Annotated in this window: 16 protein-coding genes; 6 read left to right on the forward strand and 10 right to left on the reverse strand. The window is 33.5% G+C overall.

Features of this window, described 5'->3' with window-relative positions; all coding sequences use genetic code 11:
* From OM075_RS09630 to OM075_RS09670, 9 genes are all read right to left on the reverse strand, one after another.
* Positions 1-1,281, reverse strand: a complete 1,281-nt coding sequence (locus tag OM075_RS09630; RefSeq protein ID WP_301190292.1) for an ABC transporter permease — start codon at positions 1,279-1,281, stop codon at positions 1-3.
* Positions 1,282-1,305: 24 nt separating this feature from the next.
* Positions 1,306-2,547: an ABC transporter permease gene (locus OM075_RS09635; protein ID WP_301190293.1), complete on the reverse strand. Its 1,242-nt coding sequence runs from the start codon at positions 2,545-2,547 to the stop codon at positions 1,306-1,308.
* 16 nt (positions 2,548-2,563) lie between these two features.
* A complete protein-coding gene (locus OM075_RS09640) occupies positions 2,564-3,289 on the reverse strand; it encodes an ABC transporter ATP-binding protein (protein ID WP_301190294.1) in 726 nt (241 codons plus the stop codon).
* 699 nt (positions 3,290-3,988) lie between these two features.
* Positions 3,989-5,137, reverse strand: coding sequence for a hypothetical protein (locus tag OM075_RS09645; protein WP_301190295.1), 1,149 nt, complete (start codon positions 5,135-5,137; stop codon positions 3,989-3,991).
* The gene (locus OM075_RS09650) at positions 5,121-5,807 is read right to left on the reverse strand and encodes an ABC transporter ATP-binding protein (protein WP_301190296.1); all 687 of its coding nucleotides are present in this window, start codon (positions 5,805-5,807) and stop codon (positions 5,121-5,123) included. The genes OM075_RS09645 and OM075_RS09650 overlap by 17 nt, the downstream gene beginning before the upstream one ends.
* A gap of 18 nt (positions 5,808-5,825) precedes the next feature.
* Positions 5,826-7,040 (reverse strand): ABC transporter permease, encoded by a 1,215-nt coding sequence (locus OM075_RS09655; protein WP_301190297.1) that lies wholly within the window; start codon positions 7,038-7,040, stop codon positions 5,826-5,828.
* A gap of 7 nt (positions 7,041-7,047) precedes the next feature.
* Positions 7,048-8,265, reverse strand: coding sequence for an ABC transporter permease (locus tag OM075_RS09660; protein ID WP_301190298.1), 1,218 nt, complete (start codon positions 8,263-8,265; stop codon positions 7,048-7,050).
* Between the two features lie 31 nt (positions 8,266-8,296).
* Positions 8,297-9,058 carry an outer membrane lipoprotein-sorting protein gene (locus OM075_RS09665; RefSeq protein ID WP_301190299.1) on the reverse strand — a complete coding sequence of 254 codons (762 nt, stop codon included), beginning with the start codon at positions 9,056-9,058 and terminating at the stop codon, positions 8,297-8,299.
* Between the two features lie 26 nt (positions 9,059-9,084).
* Positions 9,085-9,663 (reverse strand): TetR/AcrR family transcriptional regulator, encoded by a 579-nt coding sequence (locus OM075_RS09670; protein ID WP_301190300.1) that lies wholly within the window; start codon positions 9,661-9,663, stop codon positions 9,085-9,087.
* A 163-nt stretch (positions 9,664-9,826) separates the two neighbouring features.
* Here OM075_RS09670 and rsgA point away from each other — a divergent pair, with 163 nt between their 5' ends.
* From rsgA to OM075_RS09700, 6 genes are all read left to right on the forward strand, one after another.
* Positions 9,827-10,753, forward strand: coding sequence for a ribosome small subunit-dependent GTPase A (gene rsgA / locus OM075_RS09675; RefSeq protein ID WP_301190301.1), 927 nt, complete (start codon positions 9,827-9,829; stop codon positions 10,751-10,753).
* A 34-nt stretch (positions 10,754-10,787) separates the two neighbouring features.
* Positions 10,788-13,589: a response regulator gene (locus OM075_RS09680; RefSeq protein ID WP_301190302.1), complete on the forward strand. Its 2,802-nt coding sequence runs from the start codon at positions 10,788-10,790 to the stop codon at positions 13,587-13,589.
* 110 nt (positions 13,590-13,699) lie between these two features.
* Positions 13,700-14,848: a sensor histidine kinase gene (locus OM075_RS09685; RefSeq protein ID WP_301190303.1), complete on the forward strand. Its 1,149-nt coding sequence runs from the start codon at positions 13,700-13,702 to the stop codon at positions 14,846-14,848.
* Between the two features lie 127 nt (positions 14,849-14,975).
* Positions 14,976-15,512, forward strand: coding sequence for a YceD family protein (locus OM075_RS09690; protein WP_301190304.1), 537 nt, complete (start codon positions 14,976-14,978; stop codon positions 15,510-15,512).
* A 19-nt stretch (positions 15,513-15,531) separates the two neighbouring features.
* The gene (gene rpmF, locus OM075_RS09695) at positions 15,532-15,717 is read left to right on the forward strand and encodes a 50S ribosomal protein L32 (protein ID WP_301190305.1); all 186 of its coding nucleotides are present in this window, start codon (positions 15,532-15,534) and stop codon (positions 15,715-15,717) included.
* A gap of 216 nt (positions 15,718-15,933) precedes the next feature.
* Positions 15,934-16,932: a beta-ketoacyl-ACP synthase III gene (locus tag OM075_RS09700; protein ID WP_301190306.1), complete on the forward strand. Its 999-nt coding sequence runs from the start codon at positions 15,934-15,936 to the stop codon at positions 16,930-16,932.
* An 80-nt stretch (positions 16,933-17,012) separates the two neighbouring features.
* Here OM075_RS09700 and gltX read toward each other — a convergent pair whose 3' ends face one another.
* Entirely contained in the window at positions 17,013-18,536 is a 1,524-nt protein-coding gene (gene gltX, locus OM075_RS09705; RefSeq protein WP_301190307.1) for a glutamate--tRNA ligase, read from the reverse strand.
* Between the last annotated feature and the right edge of the window lie 81 nt (positions 18,537-18,617).

Consider the following 18,617-nt stretch of genomic DNA (forward strand, 5'->3'; position numbering starts at 1 on the left):
TTATTCATGCCTTAAGGCTTCTATCGGTTTAATTTTAATTGCTTTTAGGGCTGGAATCAATCCGGCAATAAATCCAGCAACAAGGAGCATCATTAATGCAGAAACTGCGATCTGTAAACCAATCTCCGGATTTAGAAAAAAAGTGGCATCATCTGTTGTCGCTGTTGCTCGTGAGGCATCTACTGCCATATCTACCAGATAAAGGACAAATGTGCCTAAGGCCAATCCCAAAAATCCGGCAATTGTAGTTAAAAACACTGATTCGGTTAATATTTGACCTATTATAACTGTTGGTTTTGCACCTATAGCTCTTTGTACACCAATCTCTTTGGTACGTTCCCTAATAATAACCAGCATAATATTACTAATTCCTACTACTCCAGCAATCAATGTTCCTATACCCACAACCCATATTAGAATATTAATACCGAGAAAAACATAAAACATAGTTTTAATCTCATTTTCAATATCCACTTTTCCTATTGCCTCCTGATCATCTGGTGAAATCTTGTGGTTTTTATGCAGAATCGGAACGATCTTATCCAGTACATTTTTTACCGGTACACCATCTTTTGCAGTGAATCCAAAAAAGTGTACCTGATCACCATAATTAAACGTTTGCTGCATACTTGTAAAAGGAAGATAAACTGTTTCTTTTTTATTACTTCCTATATTAATATTAGGATTATTGGATTGGAAAACACCAACAACCATAAAGTATACTACATTTACTCTGATGTACTTACCAACAGGATCTTCATCCTTATCAAACATAACCTCATATACCTTCTCACCAACAATACATACTTTCCTTCTATGCTTAATATCTTCATCATTAATATAACGTCCCCACAACATCGTACATGGATCTATTTTTCTGTAAGTTGGATAATCTCCCATAACATTAAAAGCTCCGGATTTCTTTCCTCTTACAATATTTTCTCCATCCCGTAAATTCCATCCATTTAATCTGGGTGATATCACACCAATCTCTGGTACTTGATCTTTAATAGCCTGAATATCCTGATTATTAACATACCAGTATCTTCCTCTATTATATCCTTCATAGGCAATTGTTGTCTTTTCTGACCACATGAAAGCACTATTCGTGGCAAAATCTTTTAGTCCATCGGTAATTCCATTTTTTAAACCATTACCTGCTCCTGTCATAACAACAAGCATAAATATGGCCCAAAAAACACCAAAAGCAGTTAAAATACTCCTTAGTTTGTTCTGTTTTATGGCATTGAATATTTCCTGCCATCTGTCTCTGTCAAACACTATAATATCTTTTTAAATTCAACATTAATCATCATGTAATGCTTCAATTGGTCGAATAGCAGAAGCCTTTCTGGCAGGAACATAGCCGGCAATTAACCCTGCTATAATTAAAATAGCCAAAGCCCATAACGCTACACCTAAATCAGCAGAAGGATTCCAGAATGCTCGCTCTACCTGCGAACCAGCCTGCTCTAACGCCATGGATACAATAGACAACAGTCCCATACCAGCCACAAGTCCAAAGAATCCGGAAAATGCAGTAATGAAAATAGATTCCGAAAGCACTAATCTAATCACAGATAACGGAGTTGCACCTATTGCTTTACGTACACCAATTTCTTTAGTTCTTTCCTTAACTAATATTATCATGATGTTACTAACTCCTACAATACCAGCAATAATGGTCATTACACCAATTACCCAAATAAATATTCTGATGCCTGCAAATATACCCTGAGACTGCTTAAAATGTTCTAATGTATTCCATACTCCAAGTGCTTGCTTGTCATCTGGTGAAACTTTGTGACGTTCAGCCAAAAGTAATCTGACATTCTCTTCAATCTTTTTATTTTCTTCAACAGTAAGAGCATTAGTTGCAATAGCAATTTCACTCAACTTATTATTTCCATTAAACACTCTTTGTGATGTACTTAGTGGTATATAGGCTTTTTTTCTTTCTTTATTTTCCAGATCTTCATAAGTCCCAACAACTAAGAATGGAACTTTATTTATTTTCACATAATGACCAATTGAAGTAGAGTCTTTAAATAATGCTTTTTCAACTGGATCTGAAATTACTACAACTTTTCTGTATTCTTGAATATCTAAATCATTGATAAATCTGCCATCTGTGTGGTTCATGATAGATATTTTTTTGAAAGTTGGATTTACCCCTTCAACCCTGAATGTACCATATTCATTATCGTATGTAAAACTAGCTTCACCTCCTATACTGTATCTCCCAGTGATGTCATCAAAGTCATCCGAAAATTTCCTATCTAATGCTGTCACATCCTGATTATTAAATTGGATGCGCCTGCCAGCTTTCAATCCATCATAAGCAACCTGAGTTCTTCTACTCCATATCCATAAGGCATTTTTAGATGATCCTTTAAAATTGTTTTCCATCCCATTTTGCAGACCATTCCCTGAACCAAGTAATAATATCAGCATAAAAATTCCCCAAGCTACACTAAATCCGGTCATAATTGCCCGTAATTTATTTTGCTTCAGCGTTGAAAATATCTCTTGAATATTATCGAACATAATAATTGTAATTATATTAGCTTTGAATAATTGGTTCGCTAATGGTATTATAATCAGCAACAAAGTTGTTTGATTCAATAAGACCATCTTTCAGACGGATAATTCGCTGGGTTCTTTCTGCAATATCATTTTCGTGCGTAACAATAACAACTGTGATTCCACTCTTATTCACATCCTGAAGTATGTCCATTACATCATATGAAGTTTGTGTATCAAGAGCTCCTGTTGGCTCATCGGCTAAAATTACTTTGGGATTAGAAATTAACGAACGAGCAATGGCCACACGTTGCTTTTGACCTCCAGACATTTCACTTGGCAAATGCTCTGCCCACTCTTTTAATCCCAAGCGATCCAGATATTCAAGTGCTAGAGTATTTCTTTTTTTTCGACTTACACCCTGATAATATAAAGGTAAGGCCACATTTTCCATTGCATTTTTAAATGAGATCAAATTGAATGACTGGAAAATAAAACCGATATATTGATTACGGAAATGAGCTGCTTTTTTCTCACTCATCTTTTGAATCAAGATATCATTTAAATAGTAACGCCCTTTATCATAGTTGTCTAATATTCCAAGAATATTTAACAATGTAGATTTTCCTGAACCGGAGCTTCCCATAATGGAGACCATTTCTCCTTGTTTAATCTCCATATCGACACCTTTAAGAACATGAAGGGAATTTGAACCTGTTCTGTATGATTTATGCAGAGATTCTATTTTTAAGACACTTTTTCCCACCTATTTAGAATTTAAGGTTAATAATATATTGACACAGCCTGTATTACAAGCGTCGTTCCAAAATATATAAAACCCTAAACTACAATCAACTAAACAAATAAACTTAAAATTAAAGTGTTCATTATTGAAAAGAAGGCGTACGATAACGTACATATATTCATTGTAATAATGCTGAATAAGACGAAATAACTTACTTATAATGAAAAATGGCTTTTTTGTCCATAAACGAACAGAAAAGCCAACTATATAACATCAATAAAAGCAGCAATACTAAATTTTAGCCAAACTTGAAACTTTCCAGTAGTTAGAAATTATAGATAGGAAAGATAAGAATAGCGCACTTATAAAAAATGATAGTAATGTAATATCAAATTCAACTTTAGGCAAGGCATAGCGAGTTAACATAAACTTATAACTGGCAGAAATAACAAATTCTACAAAATATGCTCCTAAGAAAATGAATACGATAAAAAATATTACTCTACATATTATTTTTAGAATCATCATAAACATATTTAACTATTGATTTAACTATAACAATATTAAGTATTTTAAAATGTAGTTAAGATATATTTAACGTGACAAATGCGTGACAGCGGCTTATTTCACTTGTCACGCGGGCATTTTAGGCCATATGTAAGAAATCGACAACTATTTTTTAGAACTGTACGAAAATTAATGGTATTGTTTTCTAATTAACTAAAAGTTCCACTTTAATCGAAGATAGGTTGCCACTGATTTATTATCATTGGCAAATGAAAAATATTGAGAGACTAATGAAAAGTTGAGATTATCTGAAATTGAATATTCAACAGTTGGTCCTACATAGTAATTTTTGAACACAGGAAAACCAAAACCCATATAGGCCATTGAAACATTTAGTAAAGGATTAACAGGCCATGTTAATGATAAAACGTATGAGTTTTTATCTATACTCAGATTTTTCACTGACGATTGTGCATAAAATAATGAACGATATTCTAAATCATAGTCACCTTGATTTCCTGAGTATAAATACTCTGTGGTTAGCATCAGAGTATTTTTGAACATATAATTTCCTCCAATAGAGAATAACAACACATCATCATCAGAGTTATCCATATTCATTAAATAAGAAACTTCGCCATAGAACCCGGCATTAAACAAGCTACCACTATAGCCCCCTCCAATTACCCAGTCTTCCTGCTCTAGCTCTCCTGCTATAAACTGAATATCATATCCTTTTAAAGTTGTTGCATATAAAGCAGCTGCAGTTACATTACTATTGCTATTAACTTTGACTACAGCTTCAATACTTGAAGCTACTCCGGTATAATATTGCATTCGTACACCGTCCATTCCCGGGCGTTCGGGATAATCAAAATCAAAATAGGAATATGAATTAAAGATATCATTAGGATTCCAGATCATGGTTTTACTCCAATTCACCCTTTGTCGTCCAAACTTTACCTGAAAATTGCCACTTATATACTCCAACCACAACCGATCTACATTTGTATTTAAAAGGTAATTACTTCGAGATTCCCAGTTAAAGCTCATATCGAGCCACCCTGGATCATTGGAAATAATATATTTAAAGATTGGCATCGACCTAACTGTTTCTCCCCAAAACATTCTATTTCGAAAACTTATCTTAGAATTAAACTTTTCATTAATTTGATAATCCAGATTAATCCTGTTATGAATTAAATTGTCGAATACAGTTTCTTTTGATTGGTTATTATAGCTGGCAGATGGCATTAAAGAAACGTAACCTGAAAAAGACAATTCTTCTTGAGAAAAACCATTGATACTAATGGCTAATATTAAACATACAAATACACAAAACTGCTTATTCAAAATTCTCATCTTTAATTACTTTTCCATCTTCAAATGTAATAACTCTCCTCGCTTTTTTAACTACACGTGCATCATGGGTAGCAAAAATAAAAGTAATATTTTCCTTTTTATTTAATTGCAACATAATATCCAACAAATTTTCAGTTGATTTCGAATCCAGATTTGCGGTTGGTTCATCTGCCAAAACAAATTTAGGTTTTGAAGCCAATGCTCGTGCAACAGCAACCCTTTGCTGCTGTCCTCCACTCAACTGCATCGGACGAATATTGGCTTTATCTGGTATACCTACAGCTTCCAACAATTCCATGCTTCGTTTCGCACGTTCTTTTTTACTAACACCCTGTAGCTCCATAATAAACTCTATGTTTTCAGCAGCTGTTAATACTGGAATCAAATTATAAGCCTGAAAAACAAATCCAATATTTCGCAGCCTGAACTTTGTTTTTTCAGAAGCCGATAAATTATCAATTCGAACGCCATTAATTTCTATTGTTCCATTAGTTGGTTCATCTAATCCTCCGAGCATATTTAAAAATGTAGTTTTCCCTGCGCCTGAAGGAGCAACCAAAGCGGTAAATTCGCCTTCTTCAAAACTTAGATCTATTCCATTTAAAGCTTTAACGGGTATACGTTTAGGATTATATATCTTTTCTAATTTTTTAATTTTAATGATCGCCATAACAAAAACATTTATGTTTTAAACAGATTGAAGTGCTTGCGAAGGATGTAGTTTTAACGCCTTCCATGCCGGATAAATAGCCGATATAAGTCCGGTAGCAATAACCAATGCTGACACCGACAACACCATTTGCAAATTATATTCGGGATAAATCACACTAGCATAGCCCATCTCAGAAAGTCCCTCTGCCCACATAGATAAATCAATTCCGGTTTGAGCTGTTAATTTTGTTGTTAATACTCCTATAGAAATACCTATAAAACCACCAAACAACGACAAAAACAATGTTTCAAATACGATCATAGAAAATATTTGCTTGCGGCTCATCCCAACCGCCATTAACATGCCCAATTCATGCACTCGTTCCATAACAACCATTAACATTGTATTTACAATACTAAACCCAAGCGCCAACAATATAATGCCAACAAAAACATACATATAAGCATTCATCGTTTCAGTAAGATAACCCAACTCAGGAGAAATTTCCTTCCATGATTCAACCTGCAAATTTTCTACAAATCCATCAATCTGATTTTTCACATCATCAACAATTGTGGGATCAGCACATCTTATAACCACTTCATGAATCTTTCCTGCCGGTAAATTAACCAATAAAGCAAGATCACTTTTTTGCACAAACACATTCGCTTCATCATAACCCGTATTATTCGTTTTAAATATTCCGGCCACACGAAAAGCTCCCCCTGTAAAATCGCCTTTACAATTCTGAAAGCGAAGAATAATTTTTGACCGTAACTTTAGTTTTAGTTGTTCCGCTAATTTTTGTCCAATTACAACCGGATTTCTATTGATTCCTTCAAACCATTTTCCCTCTACTATTTTCTTTGAAACATCAACAACCATAGAATCTTTTATTGGATCGACCCCAATTATTTGAATGCCGGTGGCTTTTTCTGCGGAAGCTGCCATTGCAGAAACAATAATCCTACCTGATGCACTTTTCACATCTGGCAATGTTTCAATTTTATCTAGTAATTGATTTTCATCGAAGTATTTATTTATATCTTCAGCCAACCTAAAACCTGGCTGATGAATTTGAATATGCGAAGTTTCTGTTTCAATTCCGGCTCTTAGTCGTTGCATCATCCATCCATACATAAATGTAGTTGAAAAAACACCTGCATACATACCCACAATTAAAGCTCCGATAACAATCCAACTTCGAACTGGATTCCGCCAAATATTTCGCCATGCTATTTTTAGTATCATCTTTAGCTTATCCTTTAAGTGCATTAATACCACTCATTCTTACTATTCGAACAAATGGAAATACCGATATGAGTATAGTTATAAAAAACACTACCAACATTTGATTAACAAACACTTGGGCATCCCAGGCAAAAAACATAAAAGGTTCAAAACCCAAATCGCTCATCCACTCTGCTACTTTACCAGTTAAAGGTATTGGATGATAAAAAAAGTAACCTACCACAGGCATACTTCCTAAAAAACCCATTACTACACCCATCAATCCCATAAATAAAGTTTCGATAAAAACTGTAAATGCCAATTTAGACTTCTGCATTCCTACAGCCATCATTACACCAAATTCTCTTTTTCGCTCGGAGATCATCATCATTACTGTTCCAAAAATTCCAAACATAATTACAATGTAAAGTATTGCTTTCATTACCATGGCAGAAGACTTGTCACTTTCGATTTGTTGTAAAAGAACCGGAAACATTTCTTCCCAACTTTTTACCTTATATGGAGATGAAACTTTATCTTTTAATGAGGGCAATAGTTCTTTAGCTACCTTATTGTCTTTCACCATTACTACATAGGAGGTTAAAATTTTATTCCCTCCATAAAAACGTTGAGCATTACTTATCTCAAAATAGACCAGTCGCCTGTTTAAATTTGGATTTGATGATTTAAATAACCCCCGAACAGGATACTTTCCGGCAGCGGTAACACCATGATAACCTTGTCCAAGTAAGACCACAGTATCGCCAACCTCAATTTTTAATTTTTCAGCTAACTTAAATCCAAGTAAAACCCCATCATCCTTTTCTTGTAAATAGTTTCCCGCAATAATCTTATCTCCAATTGAGGTTAAATTATTTTCCTTTTCAGGATCCACCCCCATCACCATGGCACCTTTAGTTAATTCGCCACTGGATACTAAAGCAAAACTTTCAAGGCGAGGTAAAATATATTCAACCTGATCCATCGCGGTGATCGCCTTTTCTAAAGAATCACTCTCTAAAAAAGAATTATTAATATTCTTGTCTTCCCAATAATCCTCGTTATGAATTTGAATATAGCCGGAGTAAAAGTTAACCACATTTTCTATCATATTATTGTAAGATCCCTGTTGCATTGATCCCATCAGAGAACACAGAATAACACCAAGAAATATAGAAGAAACTGTAATCAGGGTTCGCTTTTTATTTCGCCACAAATTTCGCCATGCAATAACAATCAATTTCATTGTAACTCATTTTGCTATAAAAAATAATGTCTCATTTTATTTTTTTCATATTCTGAATGGAGAAAAAACTATCATTAATGGGCATATCAAACTTTACATTGGTAAATTCCATAGTAGTTTTCTGCTCTTTCTTTTCCTCCGGCACAATTTCAAAATACGTAGGCATCAAACGGTCTCCAACTTGTTTAATTTTAGAAAGCGTTTCTGTATTAATTAAAAAACCATCCTCATCGTAATACTCATTTCTTAGGGTCATATATCCTTTTTTTGTTACCCAGGAAACTATTTTACCCCAAACTACAATCGCATCTTCATTGGGAATTAATTCAATCACATAACAATCATATCCATCCAATTTTTCTTCTTTAATAATTTGATGAGAATAATCTTCAACTATAGACGCACCTTTTACCAGGTCATCATTGGTCATATCTGAGCCCATCCACGACTGCATCATCATACTGGGCGGAATTTTTATCATCTTATCAATATCCGGAATATAGTTCCACATTTCTTTTTGACGCTTCAAAAATACCTGTCCTTTTTCTTTTGCCGGATAGGTTATTAATATTAATGAATAATCAATTCCTTTTGACCATGCTTTAAACTTTAAGGTACGCTCCCATTTAGCTCGGATCACTTTCATTTCCATTTCAGAATAACTTGTTTTTCCGCGTAATAATTCATTGGCATGATCTATAATTTCTTTGGCTGTTACTTGTGATGAAACACTTAATGCAGAAAATATAAATAAACTTAGAAGCGAAATTTTAAGGACATCAAATAATTTCATAATCATCAGATTTTATGATGGTGACTTTATTTTAGATACATTGTTAATATTCTGGATTTTGCTTTTGCTAATGGATAATTTTCAGAATCCATTATATAATTCATGTAAATACCATCCAGTATCGAGATGAAAAATCGGGTTTCAGAAAGAGGATCTTCAAAACCTTTATTCTTAAAGTAAACGGACATCCTTTCAAAAACATTATACGCTTTTGCCATGATTTCCTTTTCAAATAATTTCATTACACTTGGCTGCATCAGAATCCCGAAATAAATTTGTAAGAATGCTCTGTTAATTTGTACCCAATCAAAATAATCACTAATCATCTTTTCAAATGATTCATCAGTTGGATTTATTCCCAAGCTAACTTCAGCTATTCCAAACATTTCATCAATTGTATCCAGAATCAGAAATCGCAACAACTCTTCTTTACTTTCAAAATAAGTGTATATCAATCCTTTTGACACTCCAGCTTCTTTAGCTATTTTTGAAATTGAGGTAGATTGAAAACCTTCTTCAGAAAATAATTTTAACGCAGCCTGTGTGATTACCTTTCGCTTTTCAGCCTTATGTTTTATTAATTGTTCTTCTGTTCTTGGTGACATTTTAATTATTTTACGACTGACCGGTTAGTCAAATTTAAAAGCAATTTCTTTAAATTCAAAGTATTTTTAGAAACTTTTAAGTCTTTAGGCTCATAACTATCAGTTATTTTTATCATTTTTACATTTCAAAACAACACAATAACATCTATTAAACAATTAGGCATTGAAAACAGGTATCGTATTTAAATCAACAGGTAGTAGATATTTAGTAAGAACTTCGGAGGGAGAGTTGATTAATTGTACCATTAAAGGTAAATTCAGACTTGATGACATAAAAAGCACCAACCCTATTGCTGTTGGCGACAATGTTACTTTTACAATAGATGAAACGGACAATATGGGTGTTATTGCCGAAATAAAAGAAAGAAAGAACTACATCATCCGAAAAGCATCAAACTTATCGAAGCAATCACACATAATTGCATCAAATATTGATCAGGCATTGTTGTTAGTTACGGTAAACTACCCTATTACAACAAATGTTTTTATCGACCGATTTTTAGCATCTGCTGAAGCTTATAATATTCCCGTAAAAATAGTTTTCAACAAGGTTGATCGATACGACGCCAAGCACATGGCTACACTTGATAACATGAGAGCCATTTATGAAAAGATTGGTTATGAAACATATACCATTTCTGCAAAAATGAATGATGACTTAAGTGTAATTGTTGATTTATTAAAGGATAAGGTTAGTGTCATTTCCGGTCATTCAGGTGTTGGAAAATCAACGCTCATCAATAGAATACAACCGGGATTAAACTTAAAAGTAGCTGAGATTTCAGATATTCATCAAAGCGGAAAACATACCACCACATTTGCTGAGATGCACGAACTTAATTTTGGAGGATACATCATTGATACACCAGGTATCAGAGGCTATGGATTAATCAACATCGATAAAGATGAAATCTATCATTACTTTAAAGAAATTTTCAAACACTCTCACGATTGTCAATACAGCAATTGTACTCATATTCATGAACCTGGATGTGCTGTAAAAAAAGCCATCGAAGAAGAAGAAATTTCATTACAGAGATACCAAAGCTATTTAAGTATTTATGAAACTAAGCAAGAAAAGTACAGATAAAACCTTTTATTCTTTTTTTCGTATCTAACTTATTATGAAAAAACCGCTTGCCATTGTAATCTCCTGCATAGCATTTTTAATTGTTTGCAATATATACTATTTCAGAGATACCTATTTATGGCAGATAGACACTCAAAAAACTATTTTAGCCAAACAAATTAATTCCTGCCATAAGGAAAGTAACAACTTTATAGCCGAAATAGAATCGAATTCAACACTATTGTTCCAGGAAAAAGACCTTGGAAAGCTATTTGATTTAGACCTTGAATCTCAAATTACAAAAGAACGTATTGAGCTTATTTACAACAGATATTATTCTCTATTAAATAAACTTACCGTAATTGATGTAAAAGGCAATTCTTACAGCCTGTTAAAAGGAGCAAATCAATCTACAATATCAAAATTTAGTAAAACTACGCGAAAAGAGAATTTTAAAAGAGATATTGTTATTGATAAAAATGCGAACAGTTTTATTATTAACCAACCCCTTTACAATAGCACTCATATATATGGATATTTAATATTTGATTTTGATTTAGAACAATACTACCATAAAATATTTAAAGGATTTAACATACAAGGACATCAATTTCAATGGATTGCAGACCATCATTTTAATTTATTATTTTCGACAAATAAGAATATAACCTCCCTTTTGACATCTGAAATAAAATTTATAAGTGATTCAACCACTCTGTATGCCATTCACCCCATAAAAATAAATAATATTAATACTAAAACATTAACGGTTTTTAAACAATACAAACTAAGTCCAAACCAAACAATAAATATGGCATTTTCCATGCCTATTAAACCCATTACAAATTCTATAATAAAGAATTCATTTATTGTTGCATTTATAAGTTTTGCTATCATTTTAATGATCGTTTATGTTTTTTACCAATATATATCGAAAAATAAAATCAGTCAGGAACGATTATATCAGTCGGAAGACTCCCTTCGAAAGATCTTGTATTATACTCCAGTAGGAATTGTGCTGGTTGATTCTGAGAATAAAATTCAATTGGTAAACAGGTTTGCATTAAAATTATTCGAATACGAAGACGAGGATTTATTGCTTGATCGTGAGGCTTCGGAGAAAGTTTTATTTGAAAAGAAAAAAACGTTGGTTAGATCAGATATCTCTGAGTCTACAAAAAAATATATTTTTAACGATGCAACACAAAACAAACAGGTTGTTTTAAAAGATAGAATTCCTTTTTTCAATCAAAACAATAAATATTATATTCTCCAATTTGTTGAATTAACACCATTTGAACTCCAACCCACCGCTCAGGAACATAATCAATCTGCTCAAACTCGTTTTATTGCTAATATTAGTCACGAACTGCGCACTCCTTTAAATGCCATAATCGGAATGACTGATATGATTTTAACCTCAACAACAATTGATAACACAGATAAGGATATGCTTACTGTTGTTAAGCGTTCGGCTGACACGTTATTAGCTTTGATTAATGATATTTTAGATTTCTCAAAAATTGAGGCGGGTAAACTTGAAATAGAATCCATTCCTGTTAATCTTGAAAAAGAAATTAAGCAGTCTCTCGATGACTTTATTAAGCTATCAAAGGAAAGATCTATTGATTTAAGCTGGAGTACAGATGTTAAATTACCAGATCATTTTTCAACGGATCCGCTACGCTTAAAACAAATACTTAATAATCTGTTGGGAAATGCAATAAAGTTCACGCCTTCAGGCAGAGTTCATCTACATATTTCTGAATCCAAAACTTTAAATGGTGGTAGTGCATTACAGTTCAAGATTTCTGATACCGGAATAGGAATTAGAAAAGAAAAACTAAAAATCATTTTTAATTCCTTTTCTCAAGAAGATGAAAGTACAACCCGTAAATTTGGAGGCACAGGACTTGGAACTTCCATATCTAAGAACCTTGTAAAATTAATGGGTGGTGAAATATGGGCAGACAGTCCTTCATCTATTTCAACAAATCCTGAATATCCAGGAGCTGAGTTCACATTTACAATTCCGTACAATAACAAACAAAAAGTAAAAAACTTAGACTATTCGTATGTACTATCATACACACAGATAAATGCATTAATTATTACTGACGAGGCCATATTTGTACAAAATATCATTAAAAATATGATGGCTCTGGGTATTAATTATAAAACAATGGCTCCGTCACAGGAAACCATCCAAATGCTAAGTGAAAGAAACAATATACAGTTAATTATTATTGATCAGCGACCAGATTTTAATGGAATTGACTTTTTGCAACAACTTTATAGTCACAACTTGTACAAAAACTTTTTAATACTATTACAAAGTTCTGATTATGAATTAATGAATAACAGTTTGGGGAAAAAGTTAGGTGCAGATGCATACTTAAGAAAACCTGTAAGTTTATCCACACTACAAAACTTATTACTGAAACATTTTAAATCTATTAAAAACCCAATCAACACTATTGGTAAGATTGTTCCTAATGACATCCGAATTCTTGTGGCCGAAGACAACTTATTTAATCAAAAAGTTGCTCAAAATTTATTTAAAAAAGTTGGTTACGAAATAGATTTAGCAAACAACGGAAAAGAGGCTATTCAAAAATTTAAAGCCAATAAATACCATATTATTTTTATGGATTTGTTAATGCCAGAATTAGACGGCTTTGATGCAACTAAAGAATTAAAATGTTACGATGAAAGTTGTCCTATTATTGCGATGACTGCCAATAACGATGACTCACAAAGACAACTGGCCTTTAAAGCAGGAATGGATGACTTTATAACAAAACCTGCCCATAAAGATGAAATTACAAGAATGATTATAAAATATTGCTCTCAATAATAATTTCACCCTCAAAACTAAGTCAGCTTATTATATTATTAAAAGTACCAAAACAATAAAAACTATATCTCGTGCGTTGTATTACTCGTAGCAAATCAATTTATTTTCGAATGCAGCATTACACCCACAAGAGAAGATATAAACTCATTATCTTTTTAGGAACTATTATTATAGGTACTTTATCTTCAATATATACAAAGTCACTTGTTGACGAACTAAAAAACGAAGAACGAAAAAAAGTTGAGCTATGGGCTGAAGCAACCAGGCAACTTGTTGAACCGGGAGATAATGATAACAGCGTGAGTTTAACACTTGAGGTGCTAAAAAACAACACTACAGTTCCTGTTATTCTTGCTGATGCAAACGATAAAATTCAACACTACAGAAATATTAAAGTTCCTTCAAATAATTCTGAAATATATCTTCAGAAAAAACTTGCAGAACTTAAAGAAGGTGGCAAGTTTATCGAAATTAATCTTGGAGATGGGGAATTACAGTATTTATATTACCAAACCTCAACTTTACTAATTAAGCTAACCTGGTTTCCTATAATTCAATTAATTATTGTTTCGATATTTGTTTTTATTGCTTACCTGGCATTTAGCAGCTCCAGGAAAGCTGAACAGGAACAGGTTTGGGTGGGTATGTCAAAAGAAACGGCTCACCAATTAGGTACCCCAATCACCTCATTAATGGGCTGGGTTGATTTTTTAAGCCTTAAGGATCCCCATTCGGAAGCTCTGAGCGAAATTAAAAAAGACGTTTATCGATTACAGAACATTGCAGATCGCTTTTCTAAAATAGGATCAAAACCCATTTATAAAAATCTGAATTTACACGAACTTACAACCAATAGCGTGAATTACCTAAAAACACGCTCATCTGATAAAGTGAAATTTTCGATCCAAATTGATCCAAATATTTCCATTGTTGCAAACCAAACATTATTGGAATGGGTATTTGAAAATTTAATTAAAAATGCAATAGATGCTATTAAAGGTGATGGCCTCATCCATATAAATTCTGAAATTATAGATCATTCTATTGCTATTGACATCACAGACAATGGAAAGGGAATCCCGAGACAAAACTTAAAAACGGTATTTGAACCTGGATTTACGACTAAAGAAAGAGGATGGGGATTAGGTTTATCACTAACTAAAAGAATTGTAGAGGATTATCATAAAGGCAAAATATTTGTAAAAGAATCTGAACCCAATAAAAAAACAACATTTAGAATCTTATTAAACCAATCATAAGAAACTATATAACAACACTTTAAAAATACAAAAATATCCAACTGCTTTATTCCTGAAATTATTTTCATTTTTTCTTCTCTTCTACTATTTATTTTTATACTTTTGCAAAGTTTTTATTTGAAGTGAGATGGATAAGCTAAAAGATTACAGCATAGCCTTTAAGGGTTTAAAAGAAGGTAAACATCATTTTCACTATAAATTAGGCCAGTCTTTTTTTGAAGCTATTGAAGATTCAATAATCGAGAAAGGAGATTTTGAAGTTAATGTGGTTTTATTAAAAAGATCGCAGATGCTTCAGTTGGATTTTGAAATCGCTGGAAATATTGAAGCGATTTGCGACAATTGCTTAGGTAAAATTACTTTACCAGTTTCGTACGAAGGAACATTATATATTAAATTTGGTATAATGTACGATGAGCCAAGTGATGAAATCATCATCCTTCCTCACGAAGAAAACGAGCTTAATGTTGCACAATTGTTGTACGAGTATATTGTGGTAAGCATGCCTCTAAGATCTGTCCATGAAGATCCGGAAGCTTGTGATCCGGAAATGATTAGCAAACTCGAAGAGTTTTCATCCGAACACCACGATCAAGATAAAAAATCAGAAGAAGCTATTGACCCTAGGTGGGAAGCTTTGAAAAAATTAAAAGATAATAGTTAATACGTAAAGTTGTTATAAAATGGCACATCCTAAAAGAAAGATTTCTAAAACTAGAAGAGACAAGAGAAGGACCCATTACAAAGCTACTGCTCCAGCATTAGGAGTATGCTCAAACTGTGGTTCTGCTGTGAAATTACATACTGTATGTGGTGAGTGTGGTTATTACAGAGGAAAACTAGCTGTTGAGAAAGAAATTACAGCATAACTTTTTATTTTTAAAAGTACTTTTTAAATTTGCCTTGCTTTGCAAGGCAAATTTTGCTTTAGGGCATTTCTAAATCGAAAAGGGTAATGCCTGAACCTTCAGATTGATAGTAGTTCTATTTTTCAAATTAAGAATAACCATATTCTTGATAACAGGGAAGATATAGCTATTTCTAACATTTGACTGCCACAAATACAGTCGAACAATTATTTTAACATGAAAAAGATTAACGCAGTAATCACTGGTGTAGGAGCCTATTTACCGGATTATATCTTAACCAACGAGGAACTCAGCACAATGGTCGATACCTCCGACGAATGGATCATGACCCGTGTAGGTATTAAAGAAAGACGCATTCTTAAAGGAGAAGGCAAAGGTGCATCTGACATGGGTGCCGAAGCCGTTAAAGAATTGTTGAAAAAGACCGGAACAAAACCTGAAGAGGTTGATTTATTAATTTGCACCACAGTTACTCCTGACCATATGTTCCCTGGAACATCTGCTATTATTTGTGACAAAGTTGGAATTAAAAACATCCAGAGTTTTGATATGAATGCAGCCTGCTCCGGTTTCTTATTCGGACTTGATACTGCTACAAAATATGTTCAATCAGGAAGTCATAAAAAAGTTGTTGTTGTTAGTGCTGAAAAGATGTCTTCAATAACTGACTATACAGATAGAACAACCTGCGTTTTATTTGGAGATGCAGCAACTGCAATCATGCTTGAACCAACAGAAGAAGAAATTGGCATTCAGGATACCATTTTAAGAACAAACGGTATTGGAAGACACCACCTTGTTATGAAAGCGGGTGGATCAGTTAAACCTGCTTCTCATGAATCTGTTGATGCAAATGAGCACACAGTTTATCAGGAAGGTCAAGCCGTTTTTAAACATGCAGTTTCAAACATGGCCGACGTAGCTGTTGAAATCATGGATAAAAACAACCTTACATCAGAAGATGTAAAATGGCTTGTTCCACACCAGGCAAACCTAAGAATTATTGATGCTACTGCCAGACGAATGGGCGTAAGTAAAGATCAGGTTATGATTAACATTGAAAAATATGGTAACACAACCTCTGCTACAATTCCATTATGTTTATGGGAGTGGGAAAAAGATCTTAAAAAAGGCGACAACATTGTATTAGCAGCATTTGGAGCTGGTTTTACCTGGGGTGCTATTTATTTAAAATGGGGTTACGATTCTAAGTAGATTCTTTGAATCCAAACAATATAAAAAAAAGGGTGATTTCAATTGAAACCACCCTTTTTCATTATTATATTTTCACAGTCTTAATTAAGATTTTCAACTGCTTTATTAATTCTAGAAATAACCTCTTCTTTTCCTAACAATTCCGCAATCAACATCAAGTCAGGTCCAAATCCTCCTCCAACTAATGCCAATCTAAAAGCATTCATCACCAGGCCAAAACCAAGCTCTTTTTCTTCAATTTTAGCCGAAATAACAGCTTTAATATCATCAGCAACCCAATTGTTCACATTCTCCAAAGCGCTTGTTAATTCCCCCATAAAAGCAGGCACATCCCCTTTCCATCTCTTCTTAACAACTTTTTCATCATATTCAGTAGGGGCCACAAAAAAGAACGAAGACTGCTCCCACAAATCAAATACAAAATTAATACGCTCTTTAACCGATCCAACAACCCTTACAACTAATTCTGAATCAGCAACAATACCTTTAACATCCAGTTCCTTTTTAAAAGATTCAGCTAATTTCTCATCGCTTGTATTTATCAGATACTGATGATTAAACCACTTTGCTTTTTCAGGATCAAAACGAGCTCCAGATTTATTAACACGCTCAATAGAAAATGCACCAACAAGCTCTTCCAAAGAAAATATTTCTTGCTCTGTACCAGGATTCCATCCTAATAAAGCTAATAGATTAACTACAGCTTCTGAAACATAACCAGACTCTCTGTATCCTGAAGCAACTTCACCTTCTGGAGATTTCCACTCCAATGGAAACACAGGAAACCCGGCTTTATCACCATCTCTTTTACTCAACTTACCTTTTCCTGTTGGTTTCAATATCAACGGTAGATGAGCAAATTCAGGACGTACATCCTCCCATCCTAAAGCTCTGTAAAGCATAATATGAAGTGGCATACTTGGCAACCATTCTTCACCACGTATTACGTGCGTAATTTTCATTAAGTAATCATCTACCACATTTGCCAAATGATATGTTGGCAAACCATCTGATTTAAAAATTACTTTATCATCTAATATGGCAGTATTAAATTTAACTTCACCTCTGATCATATCGACAGCAGAAACCTCAACATCTTCCGGCATCTTGAATCTAACCACATAAGGTACTCCTTCATTTTTCAACTGCTCAACTTCTTCGGCTGATAACGACAAGGAATTACGAAGCCCCATTCTGGTTTTCATATCGTATGAAAACTTTGTTTTCTCGGCTTCTGCCTTTTCTCGTAATGCCTCCAATTCTTCAGGAGTATCAAAGGCATAGTAAGCCCAACCATCCAAAATTAATTTATCGGCATATTGTATATAAATTTCTCTACGCTCTGACTGTTTATATGGACCATATGCTCCACCTTGAACAACTCCTTCATCAACAGTCAATCCAAGCCACTCTAACGACTCATTGATATATGCCTCAGCCCCTTCAACAAAACGAGTCTGATCAGTATCTTCAATTCGAAGAATAAAATCACCACCATGTTTTTTTGCAAATAAATAATTAAACAGAGCTGTTCTCACGCCTCCTATATGCAAAGGTCCTGTAGGACTTGGGGCAAATCGCACCCTAACTTTTCTATCAGTCATTATTCAAAATTTTTTCTGCAAAGATAATATATTACACAATAGTTTATAATTAAAGAAACAAAAGACAAGACATAAAAAAAA

It is taken from the genome of Plebeiibacterium sediminum (assembly GCF_026013605.1).
Lineage (GTDB): Bacteria > Bacteroidota > Bacteroidia > Bacteroidales > Marinilabiliaceae > Saccharicrinis > Saccharicrinis sediminus.